The sequence below is a fragment of the Constantimarinum furrinae genome (genome assembly GCF_014295415.1).
Lineage (GTDB): Bacteria > Bacteroidota > Bacteroidia > Flavobacteriales > Flavobacteriaceae > Constantimarinum > Constantimarinum furrinae.
In genome coordinates, this window is record NZ_CP052909.1 from 1,665,390 (window position 1) to 1,689,192 (window position 23,803).

The 23,803-nt window shown below is 39.1% G+C and carries 21 protein-coding genes; 4 read left to right on the forward strand and 17 right to left on the reverse strand.

Going from position 1 to position 23,803, the window contains the following annotated elements:
* The first annotated feature begins 68 nt into the window (after window positions 1-68).
* Window positions 69-1,859: an arginine--tRNA ligase gene (gene argS, locus ALE3EI_RS07625; protein ID WP_186987692.1), complete on the forward strand. Its 1,791-nt coding sequence runs from the start codon at window positions 69-71 to the stop codon at window positions 1,857-1,859.
* 1 nt (window position 1,860) lies between these two features.
* Here argS and ALE3EI_RS07630 read toward each other — a convergent pair whose 3' ends face one another.
* The 12 genes from ALE3EI_RS07630 to ALE3EI_RS07685 form a co-directional block, all read right to left on the reverse strand.
* Entirely contained in the window at window positions 1,861-4,449 is a 2,589-nt protein-coding gene (locus tag ALE3EI_RS07630) for a TonB-dependent receptor plug domain-containing protein (RefSeq protein ID WP_186987693.1), read from the reverse strand.
* The gene (locus ALE3EI_RS07635; protein WP_186987694.1) at window positions 4,409-5,329 is read right to left on the reverse strand and encodes a FecR family protein; all 921 of its coding nucleotides are present in this window, start codon (window positions 5,327-5,329) and stop codon (window positions 4,409-4,411) included. Before ALE3EI_RS07635 ends, ALE3EI_RS07630 begins: the two co-directional genes overlap by 41 nt.
* Before the next feature lie 55 nt (window positions 5,330-5,384).
* Complete coding sequence (locus tag ALE3EI_RS07640; protein WP_186987695.1) at window positions 5,385-5,894, reverse strand: RNA polymerase sigma factor; 510 nt, start codon at window positions 5,892-5,894, stop codon at window positions 5,385-5,387.
* Window positions 5,895-5,984: 90 nt separating this feature from the next.
* The gene (locus ALE3EI_RS07645; protein ID WP_186987696.1) at window positions 5,985-6,665 is read right to left on the reverse strand and encodes a hypothetical protein; all 681 of its coding nucleotides are present in this window, start codon (window positions 6,663-6,665) and stop codon (window positions 5,985-5,987) included.
* Window positions 6,666-6,677: 12 nt separating this feature from the next.
* Complete coding sequence (locus ALE3EI_RS07650) at window positions 6,678-7,319, reverse strand: response regulator (protein ID WP_186987697.1); 642 nt, start codon at window positions 7,317-7,319, stop codon at window positions 6,678-6,680.
* Window positions 7,316-9,286 (reverse strand): tetratricopeptide repeat-containing sensor histidine kinase, encoded by a 1,971-nt coding sequence (locus ALE3EI_RS07655; RefSeq protein WP_186987698.1) that lies wholly within the window; start codon window positions 9,284-9,286, stop codon window positions 7,316-7,318. The genes ALE3EI_RS07650 and ALE3EI_RS07655 overlap by 4 nt, the downstream gene beginning before the upstream one ends.
* Before the next feature lie 43 nt (window positions 9,287-9,329).
* Window positions 9,330-9,869, reverse strand: a complete 540-nt coding sequence (locus ALE3EI_RS07660) for a hypothetical protein (RefSeq protein WP_186987699.1) — start codon at window positions 9,867-9,869, stop codon at window positions 9,330-9,332.
* An 84-nt stretch (window positions 9,870-9,953) separates the two neighbouring features.
* Window positions 9,954-10,505: a hypothetical protein gene (locus ALE3EI_RS07665; RefSeq protein ID WP_186987700.1), complete on the reverse strand. Its 552-nt coding sequence runs from the start codon at window positions 10,503-10,505 to the stop codon at window positions 9,954-9,956.
* A 141-nt stretch (window positions 10,506-10,646) separates the two neighbouring features.
* Window positions 10,647-11,384 carry a hypothetical protein gene (locus ALE3EI_RS07670; RefSeq protein WP_186987701.1) on the reverse strand — a complete coding sequence of 246 codons (738 nt, stop codon included), beginning with the start codon at window positions 11,382-11,384 and terminating at the stop codon, window positions 10,647-10,649.
* Window positions 11,385-11,509: 125 nt separating this feature from the next.
* Entirely contained in the window at window positions 11,510-14,071 is a 2,562-nt protein-coding gene (locus tag ALE3EI_RS07675; protein ID WP_186987702.1) for a TonB-dependent receptor, read from the reverse strand.
* Window positions 14,052-14,957, reverse strand: a complete 906-nt coding sequence (locus ALE3EI_RS07680; RefSeq protein WP_186987703.1) for a FecR family protein — start codon at window positions 14,955-14,957, stop codon at window positions 14,052-14,054. The genes ALE3EI_RS07675 and ALE3EI_RS07680 overlap by 20 nt, the downstream gene beginning before the upstream one ends.
* A 61-nt stretch (window positions 14,958-15,018) precedes the next feature.
* A complete protein-coding gene (locus tag ALE3EI_RS07685) occupies window positions 15,019-15,525 on the reverse strand; it encodes an RNA polymerase sigma factor (RefSeq protein WP_186987704.1) in 507 nt (168 codons plus the stop codon).
* A 105-nt stretch (window positions 15,526-15,630) separates the two neighbouring features.
* Between ALE3EI_RS07685 and ALE3EI_RS07690 the strand changes: the two genes are divergently transcribed.
* From ALE3EI_RS07690 to ALE3EI_RS07700, 3 genes are all read left to right on the forward strand, one after another.
* Window positions 15,631-17,430: a hypothetical protein gene (locus ALE3EI_RS07690; RefSeq protein WP_186987705.1), complete on the forward strand. Its 1,800-nt coding sequence runs from the start codon at window positions 15,631-15,633 to the stop codon at window positions 17,428-17,430.
* Between the two features lie 21 nt (window positions 17,431-17,451).
* The gene (locus ALE3EI_RS07695; protein ID WP_233279937.1) at window positions 17,452-17,934 is read left to right on the forward strand and encodes a hypothetical protein; all 483 of its coding nucleotides are present in this window, start codon (window positions 17,452-17,454) and stop codon (window positions 17,932-17,934) included.
* Between the two features lie 449 nt (window positions 17,935-18,383).
* A complete protein-coding gene (locus ALE3EI_RS07700) occupies window positions 18,384-19,910 on the forward strand; it encodes a hypothetical protein (protein WP_186987706.1) in 1,527 nt (508 codons plus the stop codon).
* Window positions 19,911-19,971: 61 nt separating this feature from the next.
* Here the strand turns inward: ALE3EI_RS07700 and ALE3EI_RS07705 are convergent, their stop codons facing one another.
* The 5 genes from ALE3EI_RS07705 to ALE3EI_RS07725 form a co-directional block, all read right to left on the reverse strand.
* Window positions 19,972-20,304, reverse strand: a complete 333-nt coding sequence (locus ALE3EI_RS07705) for a hypothetical protein (RefSeq protein ID WP_186987707.1) — start codon at window positions 20,302-20,304, stop codon at window positions 19,972-19,974.
* 68 nt (window positions 20,305-20,372) lie between these two features.
* Complete coding sequence (locus ALE3EI_RS07710) at window positions 20,373-21,860, reverse strand: M28 family peptidase (protein WP_186987708.1); 1,488 nt, start codon at window positions 21,858-21,860, stop codon at window positions 20,373-20,375.
* A gap of 87 nt (window positions 21,861-21,947) precedes the next feature.
* A complete protein-coding gene (locus ALE3EI_RS07715) occupies window positions 21,948-22,385 on the reverse strand; it encodes a VOC family protein (RefSeq protein WP_186987709.1) in 438 nt (145 codons plus the stop codon).
* A 14-nt stretch (window positions 22,386-22,399) separates the two neighbouring features.
* A complete protein-coding gene (locus ALE3EI_RS07720) occupies window positions 22,400-22,906 on the reverse strand; it encodes a hypothetical protein (RefSeq protein WP_186987710.1) in 507 nt (168 codons plus the stop codon).
* Window positions 22,903-23,802: a hypothetical protein gene (locus ALE3EI_RS07725; protein ID WP_186987711.1), complete on the reverse strand. Its 900-nt coding sequence runs from the start codon at window positions 23,800-23,802 to the stop codon at window positions 22,903-22,905. The genes ALE3EI_RS07720 and ALE3EI_RS07725 overlap by 4 nt, the downstream gene beginning before the upstream one ends.
* Window position 23,803 lies beyond the last annotated feature (1 nt).

Consider the following 23,803-nt stretch of genomic DNA (forward strand, 5'->3'; position numbering starts at 1 on the left):
TTAAAAATCTTGTATCTTTGCCCTCGCTTTGCGCGGGTTTACTGCCCGTTAGGTAATTAAATGTAAATATGGATCTACAGCATACCCTTTCAAGAGAAATAAAACAGGCAGTTTCAACTTTGTATGGTGTGACCCTGGAAACAGTTGAGTTTCAGGCAACACGTAAGGAGTTCGAAGGAGACATCACCGTGGTCATCTTTTCTATGTTAAGAACGGTAAAAGGCAATCCGGCGCAGATCGGTGAGGCCATAGGGACACATTTGGTTGAACATGTTGAGGAAGTTATTCGGTTTAATGTTGTAAAAGGATTCCTGAATCTTGTCTTGAGTGATGCTTATTATCTCAATTTTTTCAATTCTGTAACCGATTTTACCGACTTCGGAAGCGCACCTCAAGGCACGGATGCCGTTATGGTTGAATATGCCTCTCCAAATACCAATAAGCCCCTTCATTTGGGACACATCCGAAATATCTTACTGGGTTATAGTGTTTCGAACATAGTTAAAGCTTCTGGGAAAAAAGTATACAAAACACAGATCATCAACGACAGGGGAATTCATATATGCAAAAGTATGCTGGCATGGAAGCGATTCGGAAATGAGGAAACTCCAGATTCTTCAGGACTTAAGGGCGATAAATTAGTAGGAAACTACTATGTGCGGTTCGATAAGGAGTACAAAAAGGAAATTGCAGACCTAATGGTTGAAGGCAAGACTGAAGAGGAAGCAAAAGCGTTAGCTCCGTCTTTACTGGAAGCCCAGGAAATGCTTCGAAAGTGGGAATCGGGAGATCCCGAAACTGTGGCGTTATGGAGAAAAATGAATGGTTGGGTTTATGACGGCTTTGAAGTTACTTACCAAAATCTGGGAGTGGACTTTGACAGCTATTATTACGAGAGTGATACCTACCTTCTGGGAAAAGATAATATTGAAGAAGGCTTGCAAAAAGGAGTTTTCTTTAAAAAAGAAGACGGATCTGTTTGGTGTGATCTTACAGATGAAGGTCTGGACGAAAAACTAGTGCTGAGAAGCGATGGTACAGCGGTGTATATGACGCAAGACATTGGGACAGCCATTCAACGAGTTAAGGATCACCCCGATGTAAACGGAATGATCTACACCGTAGGAAATGAGCAGGATTATCACTTTAAGGTATTATTTCTTATTTTAAAAAAATTAGGATATACTTGGGCCGAAAATTTGTACCATCTAAGTTATGGTATGGTAGATCTCCCAAGTGGAAAAATGAAGAGCCGGGAAGGTACGGTAGTGGATGCCGACGACCTTATGGAAGAAATGACGGCAACGGCTAAAAACATTTCCGAAGAGCTTGGAAAAATCGATGATTTTAGTGAAGAAGAGAAGAACGATCTGTATCGTATGATTGGTCTTGGAGCTTTAAAATATTATATACTGAAAGTTGATCCCAAAAAGAGAATTTTGTTTAATCCATCCGAAAGTGTCGATTTCCAAGGGAATACCGGACCGTTTATTCAGTATACCTATGCGAGAATTCAATCGATCCTGCGAAAGGCAGATAAGGAAATTATCCCGGAATCGTCTAAAAATGATTCTTACAGCAACTTGTCATTACACGAAAAGGAACGCGAGTTGCTAAAACAGCTTCAGTCCTATCCCGAAACTGTGCAAATGGCTGCAAGCCAGTATAGCCCTGCGCTCATCGCAAATTACACCTACGATCTGGTTAAGGAATTCAATTCATTTTATCAAAATGTTCCCATTTTAGGAACCGATGATGTTTCAGAAAAACAATTCAGGATACACTTGTCCAAAGCAGTAGCCGATGTTATAAAAAGCGCTTTCACGCTATTGGGTATTGAAGTACCGCAAAGGATGTAGACTAAAAAAGTAACTGAAAGGATAGGTTGGGCGTAAAGCCAAGTGAAAACTGATCGATTCGGTTAATACTAGCGTTATCTTCTTCATCGACTTCCAGACGGTAATAGGTATTTAAGGCATTCTCTCTGTCAAAAATGTTCAAGAAAGCGACATTAAGTCGACCGCGAAAGGTATCATCCAATTTAAAATTGTAAACGGCCGAAAAGTCGGTTCTAAAATAGCTTCGTAACGTACTTGAATTAGGATCCTCAAAATTAATTATGGAAACCCCGTTTTGTTCCACGATCTCATTTCCTGCTATAGGCTGTGTATATGGAGTACCACTTCTAAATAGGCTTCCCATAGAAAACTGAAAAGCTTTGAAATCGTAAGTAACCGCCAAATTTAAGGAATGAGTGATATCTAAAGCTCCGGGAAAACTCATAGGGTTGAGGTCATTAAAGTTAAACCGATTGTCCATAAACGTATAACTTAGCCACAGATTTAATTTCTCTGCCTTTTTATTGATACTTACTTCTGCGCCTTTTACCTCATAGGAACCTAAAGCCGTCACATCCTTGAATTGGTTTCTAAAGCCTTGGTTTACAGCCGAAATACCTCGTACTTTCTTATAAAATCCTTCCGTATTTATGATCCAATTATTCTTGCTGAAAGTCCCTCCAAGAGAGATCTGACTGCTTTCAAGAACCGGAATGTCTATGCCGTTAGCCTGTGTCCATCGTTTATTTTCAACGCCAAGTAATTTGTTGTTTACATCTATAAATTGAAATATCGACTGACTCTTTAATTCTCCTGAAGCATTTAAACTAAAGTCGTCATTCAATTTCTGGTAGATGTTAAAACGAGGTTCAAGAAATGTGTTCGAAATAGTAGTAAATTCGGTAATTCGAAGTCCCGCAGTAATAATAGTCTGTTTTTCGAATAGTTTTAGGGTACCATTGGCAAAATACGCATTAGACACCAGCGAATTCCGATCTTTTTCTATAAAGGAAGTAGTGCTTGAAGCAAGAGTGTTCAGGATTTCGGTATCGCTGTATTGATACCCGGCGTTTAATAGCAGTTCTTTAGTAAGATTGACGTTGACATCTGCCTTAAAACCGCTTTCATTTACTTCATTGCGTTGGGATTCAAGTTCTTGTGTATTGATCTCAAGATTTTCTTCGCTAAGTACATATTTGGCGCCGTGAAACAGAATTTTAGAACTGAAATTAGCCGTCCAATCACGGCGCCAATTCAATCCGTTAACCGTGTTTCGCTGCTTTAGTTCACTCACATTTGCAGAACTTAAATTATCATTTATAAATCGTTCGGTAAAATTGAGTTTGTTGTTGATGGTAAGGAAGTTGTACTGAATCTTATCTTTTTCTGAAAGCTCCCAAATTCCTTTTACACTTAGATCGTAAAAGTTGAAATCTTCGTCGGTAGAACGCAAGCCTTGAGATGTGTTGCTTTGAAGATCGGTAATTATCGTATTCTGAAAAACCCTGTTGAAAAACTGATTGTATACCGGGTTCCCTAAAGTGCTGTTTATTGATGTTCTACCCGAAACGTTAAAAGATAACCGCTCTGAAACCGGGATCTTTGCGTAACCGCTTGTGCTTATTAAGTTGATGCCAACACCTCCTGTAACCTGTTGAGGGATCTTTTCATCAGATTTCATGCTTATCACCCCTGAAACACTCTCTCCAAAACGCGGATGTGTGCCGTTTTTATAAATGGTGACTTCCTGAGTAAGGTTGGGATTGAATGCAGAGATCAATCCAAAAAAGTGTCCGCTCTGGTACATTCTTATGTCATCCCAAAGCAATAATACTTCATCGCTATTTCCACCTCGAATGTTAATATTGGAGGCAGTTTCATCAAAACTCTCAATCCCGGGTAGAACTTGTGCGATCTGTAAAACATCAGGTTCAATTAAACTGGGTAGAATTTCAAAATTAGCATTGGAGATCGTTACTGATCCTTCGGCGTTTTTAGAAATTCCCTTAGTTATATAGCTATCCAGAATTACTGTTGGAAGATAGTTTAGCCTGGGATCGATAAAAAGCAACGGACAATCTCCTTCAGAAATTAATTCCTTTGCCATCACTGTTTTTACCAGAAAACCTAAGTAATATACAGCGATCATTTCATTTTCGGGAATACTGGAAATGTTAAAGTTTCCACCGCCATCGGTACTTAGTTGTCGTGATTCCGTAATGATATCGGCATGACTTAGGGGGGTGCCCGATTGCGTATCAATTATGACTCCACAAATATCAATATATCTGAAATTGGTCACTTGTACCGCTATATAGCGCTCCTCTATCGTTGTAAATTTAAGCGGATAGTTGGACCTAAGTGTTTGCAAAGTGATTTCGAGAGGAGAATTCAAATTAAAATCACTTATTACAACGGTTTTAATGGCTTCCGCATTATATGAAAATCGAACCTGATGTTTTTGCTCTAATTGTTGAAGTACTTCCTGTAGGGCTATCCCGGATGTGGTACTAACCTGTGCCGAAGAATAAAAATTAAAAATAATAAGGGCAAAGAATAAGAGTAATATTCTATTCCTGAGAGGGTTCGTTAGCAAAAATGGTAACAGCATTCGTGTTATTTATGGAATAATTGAATCCGAATGGCAACGTTACGGTTTGTAAAGCTGCTTCCAGATTTTCATGAGTAAAACTACCCGTGAAACGTAAATTTACATCAATATTTTTTGTTGAAACACGAATATTATATTGCTTTTCAAGTTCTTTAAGTACGTTTTTCAGCATCACATCGTCATAACTGCTCTCATTAAAGATCCAGCCCGGTCTGGATGAATAAACCCTGTCTTTTGTCAGCTGGTTGTTTAAAACGGTGGCAGTCTCTCCTTTTGATAGTTCGATGCCGGTACCGTTATGAGAAACATAAACCCGCCCTTCAAAACATTTCACTACAAAGTTATCCTGTTTTGAAAACACATTGAATTTGGTTCCCAGAACAGTTATCGAGCCTTGTTCCGTATTCACGGTAAACGTTTCCCCCTTGGCAACCTCAAAAAAGGCTTCTCCTGCCAATTCCAGCTCACGTTCATTGTTCCATCCTCTTTCCTTATACAAAATTTGTGAGGCCCCATTTAATATTACCGATGATCCATCTGGTAAATATATGGTCTCAGTCTCTGCTACCGCTGTTTTAACAGTAGTAGGCAGCGAATCGATATATACATAAGAGGCGAGAAGTAGCACTAATACTGCTGCGATCTTAATAACCGTTGACAGGGATATTACTTTTGCAGAACGCTCGACTTTTTTGGGTGATAACTTTTGTTTTAAAATAGATAACTCTTCCCGAGTATGGTGTACAGGAAGTTGCATACGTTTAACGTATTCATCTATTTTATGGTATGACGAAAACTCCGGCATCGTTCTTAATACCTCAAGTTCTGCCGAAGTTATTTCGCCATTTAACCACTTTTCCAGTAAATCTTCCTTTTTCATAGAGTCGGTTTACTATAACTAAAACAATTTCAGGCTGTTTTTGCTACCTTCAGATTTAAATTTTTTCAATACTCTTGCGCAATTCCTCCAATGCATCGTGGATCCTTTTTCCCGCTGCCTTCTCGCTTATTCCCAAAATTTCGGCTATTTCCCTGTATTTTTTTCCTTCCACTCTACTCATCAAAAATGCTGTACGTTGTACTTCGGTAAGGTTGGAAATAGCAGCTTCAAGCCGTTCTCCAAATTCTTTTTCTTCCAGGGCAAATTGCGGTGTTTGTTTGTTTATTTTTTCTGAAACGCCTTCAGCATACTTAAACACCACCTTTTTATGAGCCACTGTATTTAAGAAAAGATTGTTGGTAACAGTATACAGAAATGATTTTGCCTTTGTAGGAGGGACTTTCTTACAATTATCCCAAAGCTTAATAAAGGCTTCCTGAACAAGATCATTGGATTGATCTTCATCACCACATTTAAAATAAGCAAAATTGCGAAGTGAGGGTGAAATTTCCTTATAAATACGATCAAAAACACCTTCCACACACGTATTATTTTCTTTATTCATACAAGTTTTATAGCCCTATAAACTTATGTAAAAAAATAATAAGGCAGCGAGGAAATAATAAATTAAGTACAGAAAAGAGGGTTGCTTTTGCTAGTTGAAAATATTAAAACCGATCATTTTATCATTATTTGGGTCGGCATCGGTAACAACAATATACGGCACCTTTTTTTCTTTAAATACCAGAAACGCCTGAAATTGATAAACCGTTCCAATCGCATCAGATGCTTCTCCTATGCCGAATGGAGTGTAGGATTCTAAATCCCCGTATTCCTGTTCCAAAAAGGCAATTTTTTGCTTTATGGTTTCAGAAATTTCATTGGGAATTGCCGCTGCATCTTTAATTTCATCCAGTTTTTTAAAGTTGCCTAGAAGCAATTGTTCGGAAACTTCATTAAAAGTCTTTGCCTTCGGACTCAATTTCGCCAGAGAAGTGGCAGTATAACTATATTTTGCGGAGTCTCTTTTTAGGTTTAACAGATTTACATTTATGTACGTGTAATTCTTCTTTTCTTCAGCTGACAGGCTGTTATACACCAGAAAGCCAATATTTGATGAACTCACATTCGGATTTAAACTGTCGATCAATTTACTGTCAGATACCGTTATTGTAAAAGTCTTCTCCGTTTGCTCTCCCATTGAACTTTTAACACCTTTAGAGTATGCTGTTTTTGCATTATAAATGTCAGCTATTTCGTCCAGGCTTTTTTTTTCTGTTTCTGAAGCACATCCTATAATAAGGAGGCTAAAGAGGATAAAAATTAAATTTTTCATAATGTCGTGGTTTTATTTGTGTAATTCGTATTCAAGTGAGATTCGAACCAGTCCTGCAGTATTTCGGGCACCGGTCTTGATTAACATATTTCTTCTATGGGTTTCAACGGTGCCAAAACTGATAAAGAGTTTTTCGGCTATTTCCTGGGTGGTATATTCTTCCAGGATCAACTCCAAGATTTCTTTTTCCCTTCTTGAAAGTGTAGGGAAAGGGCTGCTGGTTTTTTTAGAACTGTTGTTTGCGACACTGTTTACAACGATCTCGTTTACAGTATCATCCAGATACATTTTACCTCCATAAACTGTTTGTATGGCTTCAATGACCTCATCCTGCCCAGCATTTTTTAGTACATACCCTTTGGCTCCGTTTCCCAACATTAATTTAATCAGGCTGCTTTCTTTATGCATCGAAATTGCAATGATCTTTAACTCAGGTTGCAACTGGACCATTTTTTTACAAGTGTCAATTCCGTTCATCCCGGGCATATTGATATCCAACAGCACGACATCAGGGGAAACACTTTCGAGTTGCGAGATACCTTCCTCACCGGTTAAAGCCGTTCCACAAACTTCTATTCCCTGCTGGTTTTTCAATAATAATTGTAAACCATCTATTACCATCTTGTGATCATCTACTATAAGTACTTTTATCATTGTATTGGAATATTTATGGTTATCGTTGTCCCCGAATTGAGCTTAGAATCCCAATTTATAGTTCCGTCTAAAAACTGAACTCTGCTGTTAATACTTTTAAGTCCGAGTCCCCCCTTACTTGTAGCTTGTTCGTAATCGAAACCGTTACCGTCGTCTTCTATGATAAGTGCCATTTCATCTTCATATCCAATAAGCTGAATGAGTACATTTTTCGCATGGGCATGTTTTCTAACATTGGAGATTATTTCCTGTGCCAGTCGGTAGATCATCACTTCTCGGGTAGTCTCCATAGTTTCCGGAAGGTTATTGATCTCTACGGTTGTAGCCAGTCCTTCTTCATTAAGATGGTCCCCAAGATCTTCAATGGCTCCTTTTAATCCTGAAATGCTCAAGGCATGGGGCATCATATTATGTGATATCCTTCTTACTTCCAGACAGGCTTCATCAATAAGCGAATTTGTTTTCTCTGTTAAATTTAGTTCTTCAAGTTGCTCTATCTCTTTCTGAATAGTTGTAAAATGCGCTTTAACTGTACTTAGAAGTCCGCCCAAACTGTCGTGTAGATCTTTTGCAATACGCAATCTTTCGGCTTCTTGTCCTTCTATCATACTACTCATGGCCAGTAGCTTATTTTTTTGCTGAAGTTCTGTTATTTTTTGTTTCTGAATGGCTTCCGTTTGCTGTGAAATGGTTCTTTGGTAATTCAGTCTTTTTCTGAAGAAGATTACAGAAAATAAGAGCAAAATTCCTAAAGCAACCAGCCCGATCTTGATCTGATTTTTTTGCTTGCTTTCCTTTTCTATGATCAGCTTTTGTTCAACTATTTCACGTTCTTTTTTCTCGGTGTCGAACTGAACCTGTAACTCGGCTATATTGCGTTGCATTCGTTCAGATCGTATACTATCCTTTACCTCAGATTCCAGGGTTCGATAGTGAAAAGCTTCTTTGTAATTATTTGCTGCCAGACTGCTTTCAACTAATTTAATGTACAAAAAAGAAAGGCTTTGCGGCTTATTGACACTTCTTACCCGTTCTTCAACTTTTTTTAGAACCTGAATGGCTTGTTGTGGCTGATTTATTTTTAAATAGGTTTCTGCAAGTGCAATACTGCCGTAGACCATAGAATTAATACTATTGAGGCTGTCACTTATTCGAATCGACTCTTTTAATCGCGGGATATTAACCGGATTGGCCCTGTTCTCAAAAATACTCTTAATGGGTAAATGTCCCTGCGGAGTGTTGGGATGCGCATCTTCGTAAAGTTGTGCAAGAATTTCGGTGAATTCTGCGAGTTGAATGGGTTTGTCAAGCTGACTAAAATGATCTACAAGCAGATAGAGTACAAATCGTTTTTGAGAGGTGTTTTCAAGATCTTTGGCGAGCTCCCACATTTGCTCATAATAAAAGGTCTCCTTTTCTGTATTACCTAGTTCGGCCTCAAGTAAGGCCATATTATAGTGATAATTCCACAATAGATCGACGTGTTCCGGTTTCGTTGCAATAGGTTCTGCTTTATTTAAATAAAAGAGCGCTTTGTCGAGCTGATTCTGAAATAGATAGGCATTGGCGATAGAAGAATTATAAATGATCATCTGCCTTTCATCATTGAGTTTTTCTGCAATTTCCAATCCGGCAAGTTTTAAATTTAGCGAAGCATTGGTATCTCCTTTACGCGACATTCGCTGTGCAAATGGAAAGTAGAGCACTAATTTGGCAAGATCGCTGCTATCTTTGGATAGCACATAATTGTAATACTCTTCAAATCTCTCACTTCCATGTCTGCCAATGATCTTGTTTATAAAGCCAAAAGCATCTTTCTTTTCTTCGTAAGGTTTTTGCCCCAGCGTTTGCATTACACTATCAATTCTGGTTTTTAAAGTGTTTTGCGAAAATGCAGATTGCGGCTGGAGAATCCATACCGCAATAAGCAAATAGAACAAATAGTTGTGCTTTACCTTACAAATCATACTTAAAAGATATAACTTTTTTAAAGTAGTCTTATAATTTTCATTATCTGGTTTTTGTGGAAATCACTAAGGTAAAATCACCTTCACTGAGTCCGTCGGCACCGGTAACTCCAATAACCACACGATACGGGTTATTTATGGCCACCAGATCGGTTACTACACGTGTATGATCCTGAGGTGCTTTACCTCTAACATTTCGTTCGCGCTTATGATCTGCTTCGCACCGTATGCAACGAGGAAGATTCGGTACCAAATCATTACTGTTTACCCCAATTTCATAGGCGTATACGCTGAAATTCGCGTTGGGGTCTTTAGGAATAACGGTTACCGTCATTTCACTGTATTTTGGGATGATTCCCGTAAAGAACAGGTGCTTTCCAGTAAATTTTTGTTGTTGGGTTGCTGGAAAGCATGCATTTGAACTGCTCCATGCCCAACTGAGGTCATCGAGTATTACCCCTTCAGAGAGATTTCCGGTATAAGAAACTTCCTTATTAGGCAATGGTTCTATTGCATATACCTTGGGTTGAGCCTGCGCAAGACAGGTGACGATCAACCCTAATATAATTGCTATATTTTTCATCTTGTTTTGGTTTTACTTTGTGTTCATTTCTGAAGAAAAAATTCTATGAAAAAGGAGGAAATATTCTTATCCCCTCCTTCTTGACTATTTTTTCTTACCGTTAATTCGGTATTTGAATTTATTTCCAACCGATTGATTTTTCATGGCAACAATGATGATCTTTCCTCTCACATTGTTTAAAGTGAATTTTTTCACTTTTCCGTTTCTATCGTTGGGAAACTCGTAAGATGCCTTTTGAGTGGTTACACCGTCTCGCCCCTGTACACAGATCACAACTCCAGTTTTTGCTCTTCCATCGTACTTATTGATGGTGATCTCAACCCTATCGTCGAAAGAAGGGGGTGTTACAAATGTGCTTTTGGTTTGTCCTGCAATATTGCCGGATTCATTTCCACCATCCAGCTCGAGAAGTCTTGGTCCTATTGTAGCTCCGCCATTTGCAGCGATCCAGTTCCAAACGTTCTTGATCTTTTGAACCTCAGCTTTAAAGGGGATTAAAGTAATATTGGGCTTCCAGGGTCCCCATTTTTCCCATGTTTTTTCTGCTAGCTTGGCGCCCTGATTGCAGTTTTGAGCCTGAGCCTGAAAATTACAGGCGAAAATGGCTATAATGATGGTGATTATTATTTTTTTCATGATCGTATATTTAAATAGTTATTTGAATTCGAATTGCTCTAAGGTACTTTTCCTGAAAAGTAAGGCCATCTAAGAAATCTATGATGTGTAAAAAATCTATGAATTCCGGTAGGAAAAGACTGAGGACTTTTGAATTGTAAATTAATTAGCAGCTAAAGCATTCATAATATATCCCAGTGTATTTCCTACAGATACATTTCGCAATTCAACTTTTAACTTCTTGTTAGAGTTAACAACAAAGATCTTTTTGTCTTGATTTTGCTCAAGAGTCTGACTGTACTGATCCAAACGCTGCCAAGAACCGTTGCTTTGTTTTTCCCATACTCGAATGTTTCCACGAGCCCTTCCATTCTTTCTCCTAACAATTATCCGAGTCTTTGGAGTACATGACCCATCGGTATAAATGGTTTTATTGGTCTGCCCAATAAGTGTTCCTTCAACTTTACCACCTGTGGTAGCAACAGATTTTTTGGAACCGTCTATTTTTAGCGTGTACTTAAAGGTATTTGCCACAGATTGATTCACGATCTGAACTTTAATCGTTTTTCCCGAAACATTATTAAATGTTCTCGTTCTATACTGTGATTCGGTGTAGTTTCCGTTGTCAAATTCGAAAACGTCCTGCGGATCGGGTTGCATAACGTTGTTTACATATACATTGACCTGAGTCTCGGCACGACCCCCGGTTTTTCTGATCTTTACAACCACTTGATCTGAGGTCGCCGTGGTTGTTAGCACCCCGGGATTGGCAGATAATACGGTACCCGATTTTGATGCCAGTGTGGTCGCACATTCCTGTGCGTTACCGGTAAACGTTAACGCAGCAATGAAAAATGCCATCATGGCAAATTTTACTTTAATTGTGTCTTGTGTTTTCATAATGAGAGATTTTAGATTCGATTAATACTGATGGTGCTAAAGTATTGTGAACTAATCGTCTCACTATCAAAGAATTCTGCTAGAAATTAAATTTATGGGAATTCATAGAAGGAAAAACCCTATGCCTAAAAAAGTACTTGGACAGCGAAGTTAGGAGTAAGTCCTAAGGAAACTTCTTTTACCTGATTTACGCGGGTCGCACCGTTTTCATCGGTGGTTAATACATATCTGATATTTAATGTATTATCGGTATCGGCAATATTTAATACCGCCAGATTTATTTTGGCATCTACTTTGTCTGAAAGTTCCCAGATATATTCTGCAGAAATGTCTGTTCTAAAATAACTGGAAAGTCGTTCGGCATTCGGACTGTCGTATTGTATGACCTCTTCTCCGTTTACCTCAATAATCTCGGCTCCATTAAGCGGGAAAGTGTTCGGTTTTCCGGTATGATAGTTAAATCCGAGAGCGATCTTAAAATTCTTAAAGTTATAGGAACCTGCAACAGTAGCGGTATGTCGTATATCTAGATTATTCGGAAAAATATTGGGTTCCAGATTCGAAAATTCGTAATCATTGATCATGTATAAATAACTAAGCCAGGCACTAAATCGCGGTGTACGACGGTTTACTGAAAATTCAACTCCCTTAACATGATACCCGCCCGTATCTCTTGTGAACTGAAACTGATTCTGAAAGCCCTGACTGGCTGCGGTAATTCCATCCACACTCTTATAGAATCCCTCTGCATTAGCGAACCAATTGTCTTTTGCATAAACCATACCTACAGACCCTTGTTTACTTTTAATGATGGGGATATCGTCATTATTAACCAAAACCCATCTACGCTTTTCAACGCCCAGAAAATCACTTTCAAAATCGATTCGTTGTGTGGTGGTCTGACTTTTAAATTCGCCCAAACCTTCGATTGCAAAACCACTCCCAACTTCCTGGTGAATACTCAGTCTGGGTTCAATAAATGTTTCCTTGAATTTACTGAAATAATTAACCCGAAATCCGGCGTTGATCACAGAGTTATTGTTGCCGCTAGGCCGGTATGCTATTCCCCCGTAAATAATATGGGAACGAAGCACATCTTTATCCTTGCTCAAAAAACGAGGCAAATTAACTTGTTGTGTGTTCGATATACCGGTTTCTGAAAAATGATATCCTGCTTTTATGGTATTCCTGTCTGAAATTTGGAGCTCCGAGTCCAGTTTTATACCTGTTTCCAGTACTTCGTTTTCCTGAAATTGCTCCTGAGTCGTAAATATATCGCGATTGATGGATTCCAAAAGGTAATAACTGCCATACCCTAAAAATGAGGTTTTAATTCCCTCGTCCCACTTCCGATCCCATGAAGCTCCGGCAACCAAAGTATTTTGATCCAGTTTACTGGTTTGGGAACTCTGTGTTTCATTAATGGTTTCAGTAAAGTCCAGCGAGTTCTGCATAGTAAGAAAATTAAGTCTTACCTTATCTTTTTCTGAAAAATCCCAAAGAAATTTGGTGCTAAAATCATAGAATTTAAAATCTTCATCGGCGCTTACCAAGGCAGTGCTATTACTGCTATCTACGGAAGTGATCTCGGTATCCTGAAAGATCCGCTCAGAATAGGTTTTGTACACCGGCGTTTCCAGCACTGTATTGATCGATGTTCGGGCCGAGGTTTGAAGTCCCATGGTTTTTGAAAGCGGGATCTCGAAGAACAGATTGGTGTTAATTAAATTGAGTCCGGCACCACCTCTAAACGTTTCAGCGATGGTATTGGTAGATCGCATATCGATAACTCCCGAAACTCCTTCGCCGTATTTAGCCGGACTTCCGTTTTTATAGATCGTTACATTTTTGGTTAGATCGGGGTTATACGCAGAGATCAATCCGAAGAAATGCCCGCTCTGATACATCTTTATATTATCCCAGAGGATAAGATTTTCATCCCGTGTTCCACCTCTAATATTGATATGCGAAACGGTTTCGTCTACACTTTCCACTCCGGGGAGTGATTGAGCAATTAAGAGCACATCGTTATCTGTTTGCCCCGGCAGCAGTCCAAAACTGTCTGCAGATAAGGTTAGGGCACCATCGGTATTCTTATCGATACCCTTAACAAATAAGGCTCTTATATACACCTGTTCCAACATATCTACGGCGGGTAACATCATGATCGACAAGCAGTCCGACCTAAGCTCATCCACCAGCAGCGTTTGCTGTTCAAAACCAACATGCGATACCGTGAAATTGGTTCCTGCTGCAGATTGCGGTAGATAAAAATAACCTTCAGAATTGGAGATCGTAGAAAATCTACTGTTTTGGCTCACTATGTTGGCTCCTTCCATAGGATCGCCGGTTTCAGAATTAATGATCCTTCCGCAGTACTTAGAAATATTATTTTTTCGAACTACCGTAATATATCGGTTATCAATTTCAGTAAAGATTAAAGGAGTGATATTGTTCAAGTATTGAAGACTTTCGTTCAGGTTTAGCGATTCTTCCGGTGGAACAATGCTTATCTGAGAAACGTCTTGCGTCGCATATGAGAATCTAACATTATGCTTAGATTCAAGATCGGTCATAATACTTAGGAGGGCTTTCTTTTCAGTGTTCTGACCGTGAATATTCTGTAAACTGAAAACAAATAACAGGGTAATAAATACCAGTCGAAAATTATTTGTCTTTAGGTGCATATACATGTACTTGGTCTCCTTCAACAGTAAATTCCAGTTGGAGGGGATCAAATACCGAGCGCAGTGCGATCATTAGATCCTGATGTGTAAAACTCCCCGAAAACCGCTTATTTACTATAGTATTTTGTGAGGTTATTTGAATTGGATATTGTCGTTGTAACTCTTCAATGACAGTGGCCAGGCTAGCATTATCAAAACTGCTCTCATTTGTGATCCAGCTTGGTGACTGTGTATTGCTTTGTGTATGAACTACTAACGTTCCGTTCTCTATTTTTAGTTTATTTCCGGCAGGAAGTTTAATAAGTGTGTCGTTAAACTGAACACTTACCAGACCTTCGTAACAATTTATATTGAAAATTGTATCCCTGGAGAACACGTTAAATTGAGTTCCCAAAACACTAACGATACCCTGTGATGTCTTAACGCTGAATTTACTGCCTTTTTCAACTTTAAAATAAGCCTCGCCTTCTAAGGCCAACGCCCGGTTGTCGTTCCATTTTTTCTTATTGTATACGATCTCTGATGAAGCGTTTAACACGACTTCGGAATTATCCGGAAGCAAAAAGGTTTCCTTTGCAGCAATTCCGGTATTTACGGTAGTATCCAGAGTGCTTACGTATAAATACCCGGCTAGCAGCACCATGACAACGGCTGCCACTCTTATAAACATACCAAAAGGGCTCAAGGTTCTGACTTTCGGATCGCCTATTTTTGCATCGATCGCTTTCTTATTGCCTTCAGCATCAAACGATGGAGTTGTGAACTCTCCCGTTACTTCGGAGATCTTTATATAAGAAGCATATTCCGGAGATTCCTTGAGCTGAGCTATTTCCTCGGCCGTCGCTTCTCCGTTTAAATATTTATGCAATATGTAGTTTTTATCCATAGTTATAATAACATTCCTAATACCCTAACAGCCAAATGGTCTTTTACCCTACCATTAAGTATTATAAATTTTCAATTTCCTTTCTCAAAGAGGCTAAAGCCTGACTCATACGCTTTTCAACTGCTTTTACCGAGATACCCAGGATTTCTGCGATCTCGGCATATTTTTTTCCATCAATACGGTTCATTAGGAAAGCCGTTCGTTGTGCTTCCGTAAGATTTTCGATCGCTTTTTCTATTTTCTGAAGGTATTCCTTTTCCTCCAACACAAACTGAGGGGATTGATTATTAACCGAATCGGGCTGAAGTTTGGCGTGCTTCAACACCACTTTTTTGTGCGCTACTTCATTCAAAAAGGTGTTGTTAGCGACGGTATATAAAAAGGATTTTGCTTTTTGAGATGTTACCTTGGCACAATTTTGCCACAATTTTATAAAGGCCTCCTGAACCAGATCATCGGCCTGGGCGCTGTCTCCACACTTATAATAAATAAACCCCCATATAGATCTGCCGTGTTCGGTATAAATTCTATTGAATGTACTTTCGTTGCAGACGTTATCTTCTGTCATTATATAATGTTCTCTTAGGTGGCTAAATATATTTAAAAATAATTATTTTTCGGGTAGGGTAAAATTGAATATACCTGTTTTATCACTAAAGCACCCAAATAAAACATGAAAGTAAACAAATCAACCGGGCTCCAATTTTTACTGATCTTTTTGTTCAGTATGCTTTTTTTGTCTTGCCAAAAAGAAGAAGAGATCTTCATAGACGATAATGAAGAAGAAACGATTACGGCAAATTCTACACTTACTAATTTGTTGATTCGAACATCTCAGAATTCAGGAGTTATAGATAATATAATTGACGGTAACAGCTGCAGTACTTTAGTTTACCCTGTCACTGTTTTTGCAAACGGTCAGGAAGTCGTCTTACAAAGTGTCGAGGATCTACAGATCGTTCAGAATATATTCAATCAGTTTCCCAACGATCCCGATACCTTAGAGATCGTTTTTCCGATTATGCTGATGTTGGAAGATTTTTCTCAGGTGACCATTAATGATCAAGCCGAACTTGACGCTTTGATTGAGGCATGTGAAAACGGAGGTGGTAATTCAGCTATAGCCTGTTTAGACATAATCTATCCGGTGACGTTCTTTATCTACGACGATAATCAGCAGCAAATAGGGACTCAAACAGTGAATAATGATCTAGAGCTCTTTATATTTTTATCCACACTTGAAAATGGAGAATTTATCAGTATCGATTTTCCTGTATCGGTTGTACTAGAGGATGGCTCCATAGTATTGGTGAATTCCAACCAGGAGTTAGAACAACTGATCACCGAATGTGTAAATAATAGTGGGGGGACTCCGGATCCTATAAATGAGGAACAATTTGAGTTAGATCTCACGACCGATGTGTGGTACATTACCTATTTCTTTGATGATTTTGATGAGACCTCAAATTATTCCGGTTATGAATTTAGCTTCGAAACGAACAATACTGCCCAGGCGAATAATGGTTCGAATACGGTTAATGGTACATGGAATTTTTCAGGCGGAGCGATGCCGAGACTCGATCTTTTCTTCGGAACCACGATACCCTTTGATGAATTGGACGAAGATTGGGAGATACTGGAAGCTACTTCAGAGATTATAAGATTAAGACATAATAGCGGAGGAACTGGCGGAATCGATCTTTTAACCTTCGAAAGATCTCCAAACAGTGGAACTAATAATACGATCAATCAGTTTATTGAAGATCTAACCACCGGAGAATGGTATGTAAATCTCCTGTTAAAAAGCGGCGATGATGATACCTGCGAATTTGCAGACTATGTATTCACCTACTTTGTAAATGGGACTGCCACTGCGGTTAGCCCATCGAATACGAGAAATGGATTCTGGACTGTGGAATCCAACAATGGTGTCTTGAGTCTGATTCTTAATTTCGACAACTCGGGAAGCGGCTCATTCAGTGACCTCAATGATGACTGGGAAGTGCTGGAATTTGATCTCGACCATATTGATCTTCGTGATACCGGCAGTGGTGGAGGGAATCCCGATCTGTTAAACTTCGGAAGAAACCCTGCTACCGGCTGTGGTGGTGGAGGTGGGGGTACTAACCCCGATCCTCAGGAACTCAGGGATTTTATGCAGGACGGAACGTGGTTCGTAGAATTGTTTTTGGATAATGGCGATGATGAAACAGCCGAATTTAACGGATACGATTTTAATTTCTTGTCCAACCAAAGTGTTTCGGCTTTCAATGGTTCACAAACGGTTAACGGAATATGGATCATCACTGTAATTGGTCAGGATCTCAACTTTGAATTCGATATGGACAGTCCGTTAAACGGTGCCGATGACGACGAATATAAGGTACTTCAATATACCGAAACTTCAGTAACTCTGGTTACTCTCGACAGTAGCAATAATATTGAAGACACATTGAAATTTAAGAAAAATTAAAAAAAAATAAAAAAGCTAGTAATGATGAAAAAGAGATTTATTGGATTAGTGATGGTGATTTCCTGGGTGTTGGTCGTAGCTTGTTCTACAGATGACTCCTCAAACCCCAACAGTGCAAGTGCAGATCAAATTGCGGAAACCGCAATGAGTGGCAGCTGGGAGATCACTTATTTTTATGATTCAGACAAGGTTGAAACCGGTGACTTTAGTGGTTTTAGTTTCACTTTTCATGATGATGGATCGTTAGTTGCGGTTAATGGCAACACTACGGTTACCGGAACCTGGTCTGTATCAAACAGCAGTAGCTCGTCAAGCGACGACGATGGAAGCTCTAATAGCAGCAGTGCAGACTTCAATATATTCTTTCCGGTGCCGGAGTCTAACAAATTTGAAGACCTAAATGACGACTGGGATATTATAAGTGTATCTCAAAATGAGATCAAACTCATAGACGTAAGTGGCGGAAATGGAGGTACCGATTACCTCACTTTCACCAAGATCTAACATAGTTGTTTCATTAAGGCACTCAACGATAGGGATTCAAATGAAATCATGCTTTTGGCTTCGATATGATAATTTTCAAGCATAAGTATAGAATGAAGATGCATCGAAAAATTTGGAAGAGATCTATATTGAGTGCCTTCTTTTAACACCACCTTTTTAAGCAAACCTACTTGACCTAAAATTCCCTAATTTTTTTGCCCCGTTTATGATCATCCGGATCCTTTCCCGGATGATTTTTTTTTGTTAAATCCCTACATTTTTTATCTCCATTCTACTTTGAAAAATCCGCATATCATTTTTATTATTTGTTCAGTAAAACTTAGATCATTACTATAAAAAATAATATAAAAACTTGAAAAACAGATTATTAAAAATTATTTCAGAATTAGGGTAGGGCTTTTTTCATTTGGTTTGTTCTATTCGTATATAACCCAAAATTAAAAATTGCTATGAAAAAATTAACCAAAATTTCCTTTTACATTTTACTTTGTGTGGGATTTGTTTTAACCTCTTGTTCGGAAGAAGAATTACCCCTGGAAGATAATGGAGAAGTTGTTGCAGTAGACTCTCAACTTACAAATTTGATGGTGCGTACCTCATCTGAAAACAATGCCCCGGATTCTATCGATTGTATCGATTTTGTTTACCCGATCTCATTTTTTATCTATGATGCCAATAATCAGCAGACAGGTACACAAACGGTGAACAGCGATGTAGAGTTGTTCCTGTTTCTGTCAGGATTAACCCCCGGGAGCACTGTAGCTATAGATTTCCCTATCTCTGTGATCCTTCAGGATGGTTCTATAGTGGAGGTTAACAGCAATACCGAGCTTGCTACACTAATCTCTAATTGTGCTTCAGGAGGAGGAAATCAAGTTCCGTCAAACCTCGAAGACATCCTTACAAGCGGTAGCTGGTTTGTCACTTACTTTTTCGACGATGTAGAAGAAACAAGTAACTACGCAGGTTATGAGTTCAACTTTAATTCAGATAATACGGCCCTTGCAAACAATGGTACTAACAATGTAAACGGTACCTGGAGCCTTACAGGCAGCAGCACTCCCGATCTTAATCTATTCTTCGGAACCACAAACCCGTTTGACGAACTCAATGAAGACTGGGATATTATTGAAGCGACCAACGATATCATTCGTTTAAAGCACATAAGCGGTGGCAATGGCGATGTAGATTTTCTAACTTACGAACGTACTCCTAATAGCGGAGGCGGTGGCGGAGGAGGAACCGGTGGTGGTTCCGGAACCCTAGTAGAAACACTGGTGGACGGTGTTTGGTATGTTAATCTTCTCGAAGATGATGGCAACAATGAAACCTGTCATTTCCAGGCTTATGAGTTTACCTTTAACGCTAATCAAACGGTAATTGCGGTGAGCCCAAACAACACAAAAAATGGTAGTTGGGCTGTGACCAACAGTAGTAGCGGACAGGACCTGGTATTGAATTTCCAGACCACAGGAAGTAACGATCCATTCGATGATCTTAATGACGACTGGGATCTTATTTCCTTTGATGCTCAAAGTATAAGCCTAATTGATATAAGTGGTGGTAACGGTGGCACCGATTACCTTACCTTCGGAAGAAATCCCTATACGGGCTGCACAGGCGGCGGTGGCGGTACTCAGGGTCTTGTTGATGTATTATCAGACGGACAATGGTTTGTACAAAGCTATATAGACGATGGTGATGATGAAACCTACCATTATACCTCCTATACCATTGTTTTTAACATTGATGGCACCGTAGTCGCTACGAATAGTAATGGTGCTATTAACGGAACATGGAATGTGACCAACAGCAGCAGCGGACTCGATCTTGTACTTAACTTCGGCGGACAGATTCCTTTTGATGAATTTAATGACGATTGGGATGTTTCAAATTATACGACAACCCTGGTGGAATTATTTGATGTAAGCGGCGGTAATGGTGGAACCGACTACTTAACCTTTGCCAAACTTTAATTAGCTGTTTTTTTGCCCCTAAAGGAGCCGACTGTGAAAGCAGTCGGTTTTTTTATTTGTTTTATTCTTTCAACGAATTTAAGACACGTTCCAAATCACCTCTCTGTTTTGAACGCAGTAAGGTTACGCGCTTAGATCCGTTTTCAGTAGTAGCATACAAAACCGAAGTACCCATTGTTCTTTTTGAGGTGTGTACTTCAGTATTCTGAAACAATTCAGTTGCCAGCTCCGAAATTTCCTTAAAGTCTTCTTCAGTAATAGACACGGTCACTTTTTCTCCACCACTATAAGTTCCTGAAGAGCTTTCAACAGGAGTAATTGGCACGTATCTTATTTCTTTGGGTGAAATATCAAACACATTATTATTCTGGTCGGTATAGGTATAGGTAGTCATAATTTTGGTCCCGCATTGCAACGCCAGAAAACAGGATAATAATAAGAGTCTAGCCTTGTTCACCTGTATTATTCGTTATACAACCTCTCACCGGCTTCTTCATATTTATCCCCCTTTTTCCAGAATGGTGTTACCGGATCATTTGCTATTAGTCTACCTGCAAGCACATATGCCCTGAAGAATTTTTCAAGATACTCATAATCCAGACTATCTGCGTGGTCTCCGGGGCGGTGATAATATTTAGTAACATCTCCGTCAAATGATGAAAATCCCAATGAAAATGTAGGTGCTGGAATCCCTTTTGCTGCAAAATGAACGTTGTCACTTCGGTCAAATAGCCCTTGTTCGGGAGCAGGATCATCGGTGGCTTTAAGACCAAATTCCTTCACAGCATTCTTTATATTTTCTGATGCCGTGGTTCGATCTAACCCGATTATAGTGGCCAAGGCTGTATTGTTATAACCGGCGTTATCGCTATTAAAGCAAAAAACCATCTGATTAAGAGGAAGCACAGGATGCTCTACATAATAATTACTTCCCAGCAGTCCCTTTTCTTCTCCGGTAAACAAAATAAACAGGGCAGACCGCTTCGTTGGATATTTGGCAAGATTTTCGGCCATACTTAATACGGTGGTAGCTCCCACGGCATTGTCCCGGGCACCATTGTAAATATTATCGCCTGTCTCATCGGGTGTACCTACCCCAACGTGGTCGTAGTGCGCCGAATAGATGATATATTCATTTTTAAGTTTTGGGTCTGTTCCTTCAACCACACCGATCACGTTTTGAGTAGTGATGAGTTCCGTTCTTGGAGCGCCAACCAACAGAGCTCCTGTTAACTTCGGACTTTTTTCTAATTTACCGGTATGGATCCCTCCTTTATCGAGAGCCCACATATATAAAAAGTCATCGGTACCCTGGTCATTATCCTGAGAATTATTTTCCTTAACCATTTCCAGACGAACCCCCGTAAAATTATGTTCTATAAATCCCCAGATATTATCATCGGTATCAATAAACTCAACTAATCCTTTTGCGCCGGCTTTGCGGGCTAATTGAATTTTCTCGTCTTTAAATCCAAATGCCTGTCGGGCATCTTTGGACGTAGGACTTCCGGCCTTTACGACCACAAGTTTTCCGTCCACATTTGCATTTTCATAGTCACTCTCTAGTCCATGGCCTAAAAATATTGCCTCTCCTTTAAATTCGGTTAGCGTAGGCTGAATAGCCACATTATCCTTGTATTCAGTTCCGTTTATGGAAAATGTATTTTTTCGTGGAGGAATTACCTTCTTCAGTTGAAATTCCTGATAATAAGTGCCTGTTTTAGGATTGGGTTTAACTCCATAGCGTCTAAAGCTATTCGCCAGATAGGCAGCCGCGATCTTGTTCTCAGCGGTACCTGTTTCTCGCCCTTTTAATAGATCATCGGCCAAAAAGTAAATATGGCCCTCAATATTGTTTTTTGAAATGGTTTCCAGTACTTTTTCCTTATCAGTTTGAGCAAATACCACGCTTACACTAAAAGCGAACAGGATAAATATGATTTTTTTCATGAAGTTATATTTTAGAATTTCAAATATACGGGATGAATACAAATAACGGTATCCGTCACAACCCTATTTATATCATTAAATTGAGAATTATTTCGACTTACTGTGTTCGGCGCTTACCATCCATTGAATTCCAAAACGATCTTTGCACATACCGAAATAAGATTCCCAGAAAGTATCGGCCATAGGCATGATCACATAGCCTTTGTCACTAAGTTTCTTGAAGATTTCGTCTGCTTTGTCACGCTTTTCGACGTTTATAGAAATAGAGAAATTGGAGCCGGCCACTGCCTTATGTCCAAAATTCTCTGAGGTATCACTTCCCATTAAAACACTATGGTCTCCTATGGGTAAGGAAACGTGCATAATTAAATCTCTGTCTTCTTCAGAAACAGGATATTCAGGATCGGGTGGCATTTCTCCAAAGCGACTTAATGTTTGAAAATCACCTCCAAATATTCCTTTGTACAGAGTAAACGCTGCTTCGCAATCGCCATTAAATGTGAGATATGGATGAATTGATGTCATAATTTAAGATTTGTTTATCGCTCTTCTTTATTTCTACGGAAGGTCATTTTGGTTGAAATTCGTTCTAACCCGTCTAATTGGATGGTGCGTGACAGAATTAACGCATACAAAGTATCCCTTCGCGTTGATTTTTCTGAAACTATATCGAAGCTCAGTTTTAATTCGGTTACCGAATCATTGAGCCTGCGTGCTTCAGATATCGGTGATATATTTCTGATATCGATTTTTAAACTATCTGAAAAAATGTCGATATCATCTTCAGATAAAGCTTCCAATTTTTCCGTTATACCTGACTTGAATTCCGGGTGTTGCTGCTGTAGCAATTTCAGATCCACATATTCCTGAAGCTTTTGTTTTGCAATTGCCTCATAGTCCACAGTTTTCCCATCATCAACTTCAGCAACGGCCTCTTCCAATTCCTCTTCGGCCACATCTGAGGCCTTCAGACTTTCCGAATTATAACTGTTGTTACAGGAAACTGTTACCAAAATTACGAATAGTATGTATAAAAAGCCTTTCATTTCACTATGAATTTCAGTTTTACAATTTGTCCGTTCCTATAGGTTTTATCCAAAATTTCAATGTTCTTCAGACTACTGGTGGGGATAGTAAGTTTGCTTATAAAATCTTCTCTGGAATACATTTCAATCCCACTTTGCTGCGGGTAGATCTGATAAATTTGAGCATTTTCTGAGATCATCGAACGTAATTGCTCCTTCCGTTTTTCCCAGTCACTCACATTACCATTACTGTAATATTGCAGCATAAGAGCGTAGTCATCTGTACTTAGCCGGACTACCGGATTGTTACCGGTATTGATATGCCTAATGATCGTATCGGTCTTATGATACGGAGACTGTACTACGAATTTTATAATGTCATCATGGGTTTCATAAGTAAAGCATCCGTTGCTGTCGGTTTTGAGATAAACAGGCGATTGTCCTTCTGTTAGTATCTTAATATCCAATGTTACAGTTGAAATGGCCTCGTTTTGATCCTCATCGACCATACAAAAGCGAAATTCGTGAGTGCCGTTTAAAGAATAATACAGTATTGAAATTCCAATAAGTAACCCAATAAAGATAAGATACATTATGGCTTTGGTATTCTTCTTTTGCTTTATAAATGACGGTCCGTGCTTTGTTTTAAATTCATTCCAATTTGAATATCCCGTATAATTGCTCAACAAATTGAGCATATCGATACGCGGTAGCTTATGGGGTTCGTTCTTAAAATAGGTGTAAAACCATTTTTCACTGACCCTCGCTTTGGTTTTGCTGAAGAGATCCTCCTGAAACGCAACAATATCTTCCCCTTTCCAATCTTTCATTGAAGCAGGAGCATGGTGTTTACTTAAAAAAGTGAGGGCAATTTCCTTTTTTAAGGTAGTAAAGAGATGTTTGTTTGAAGGATTCAAA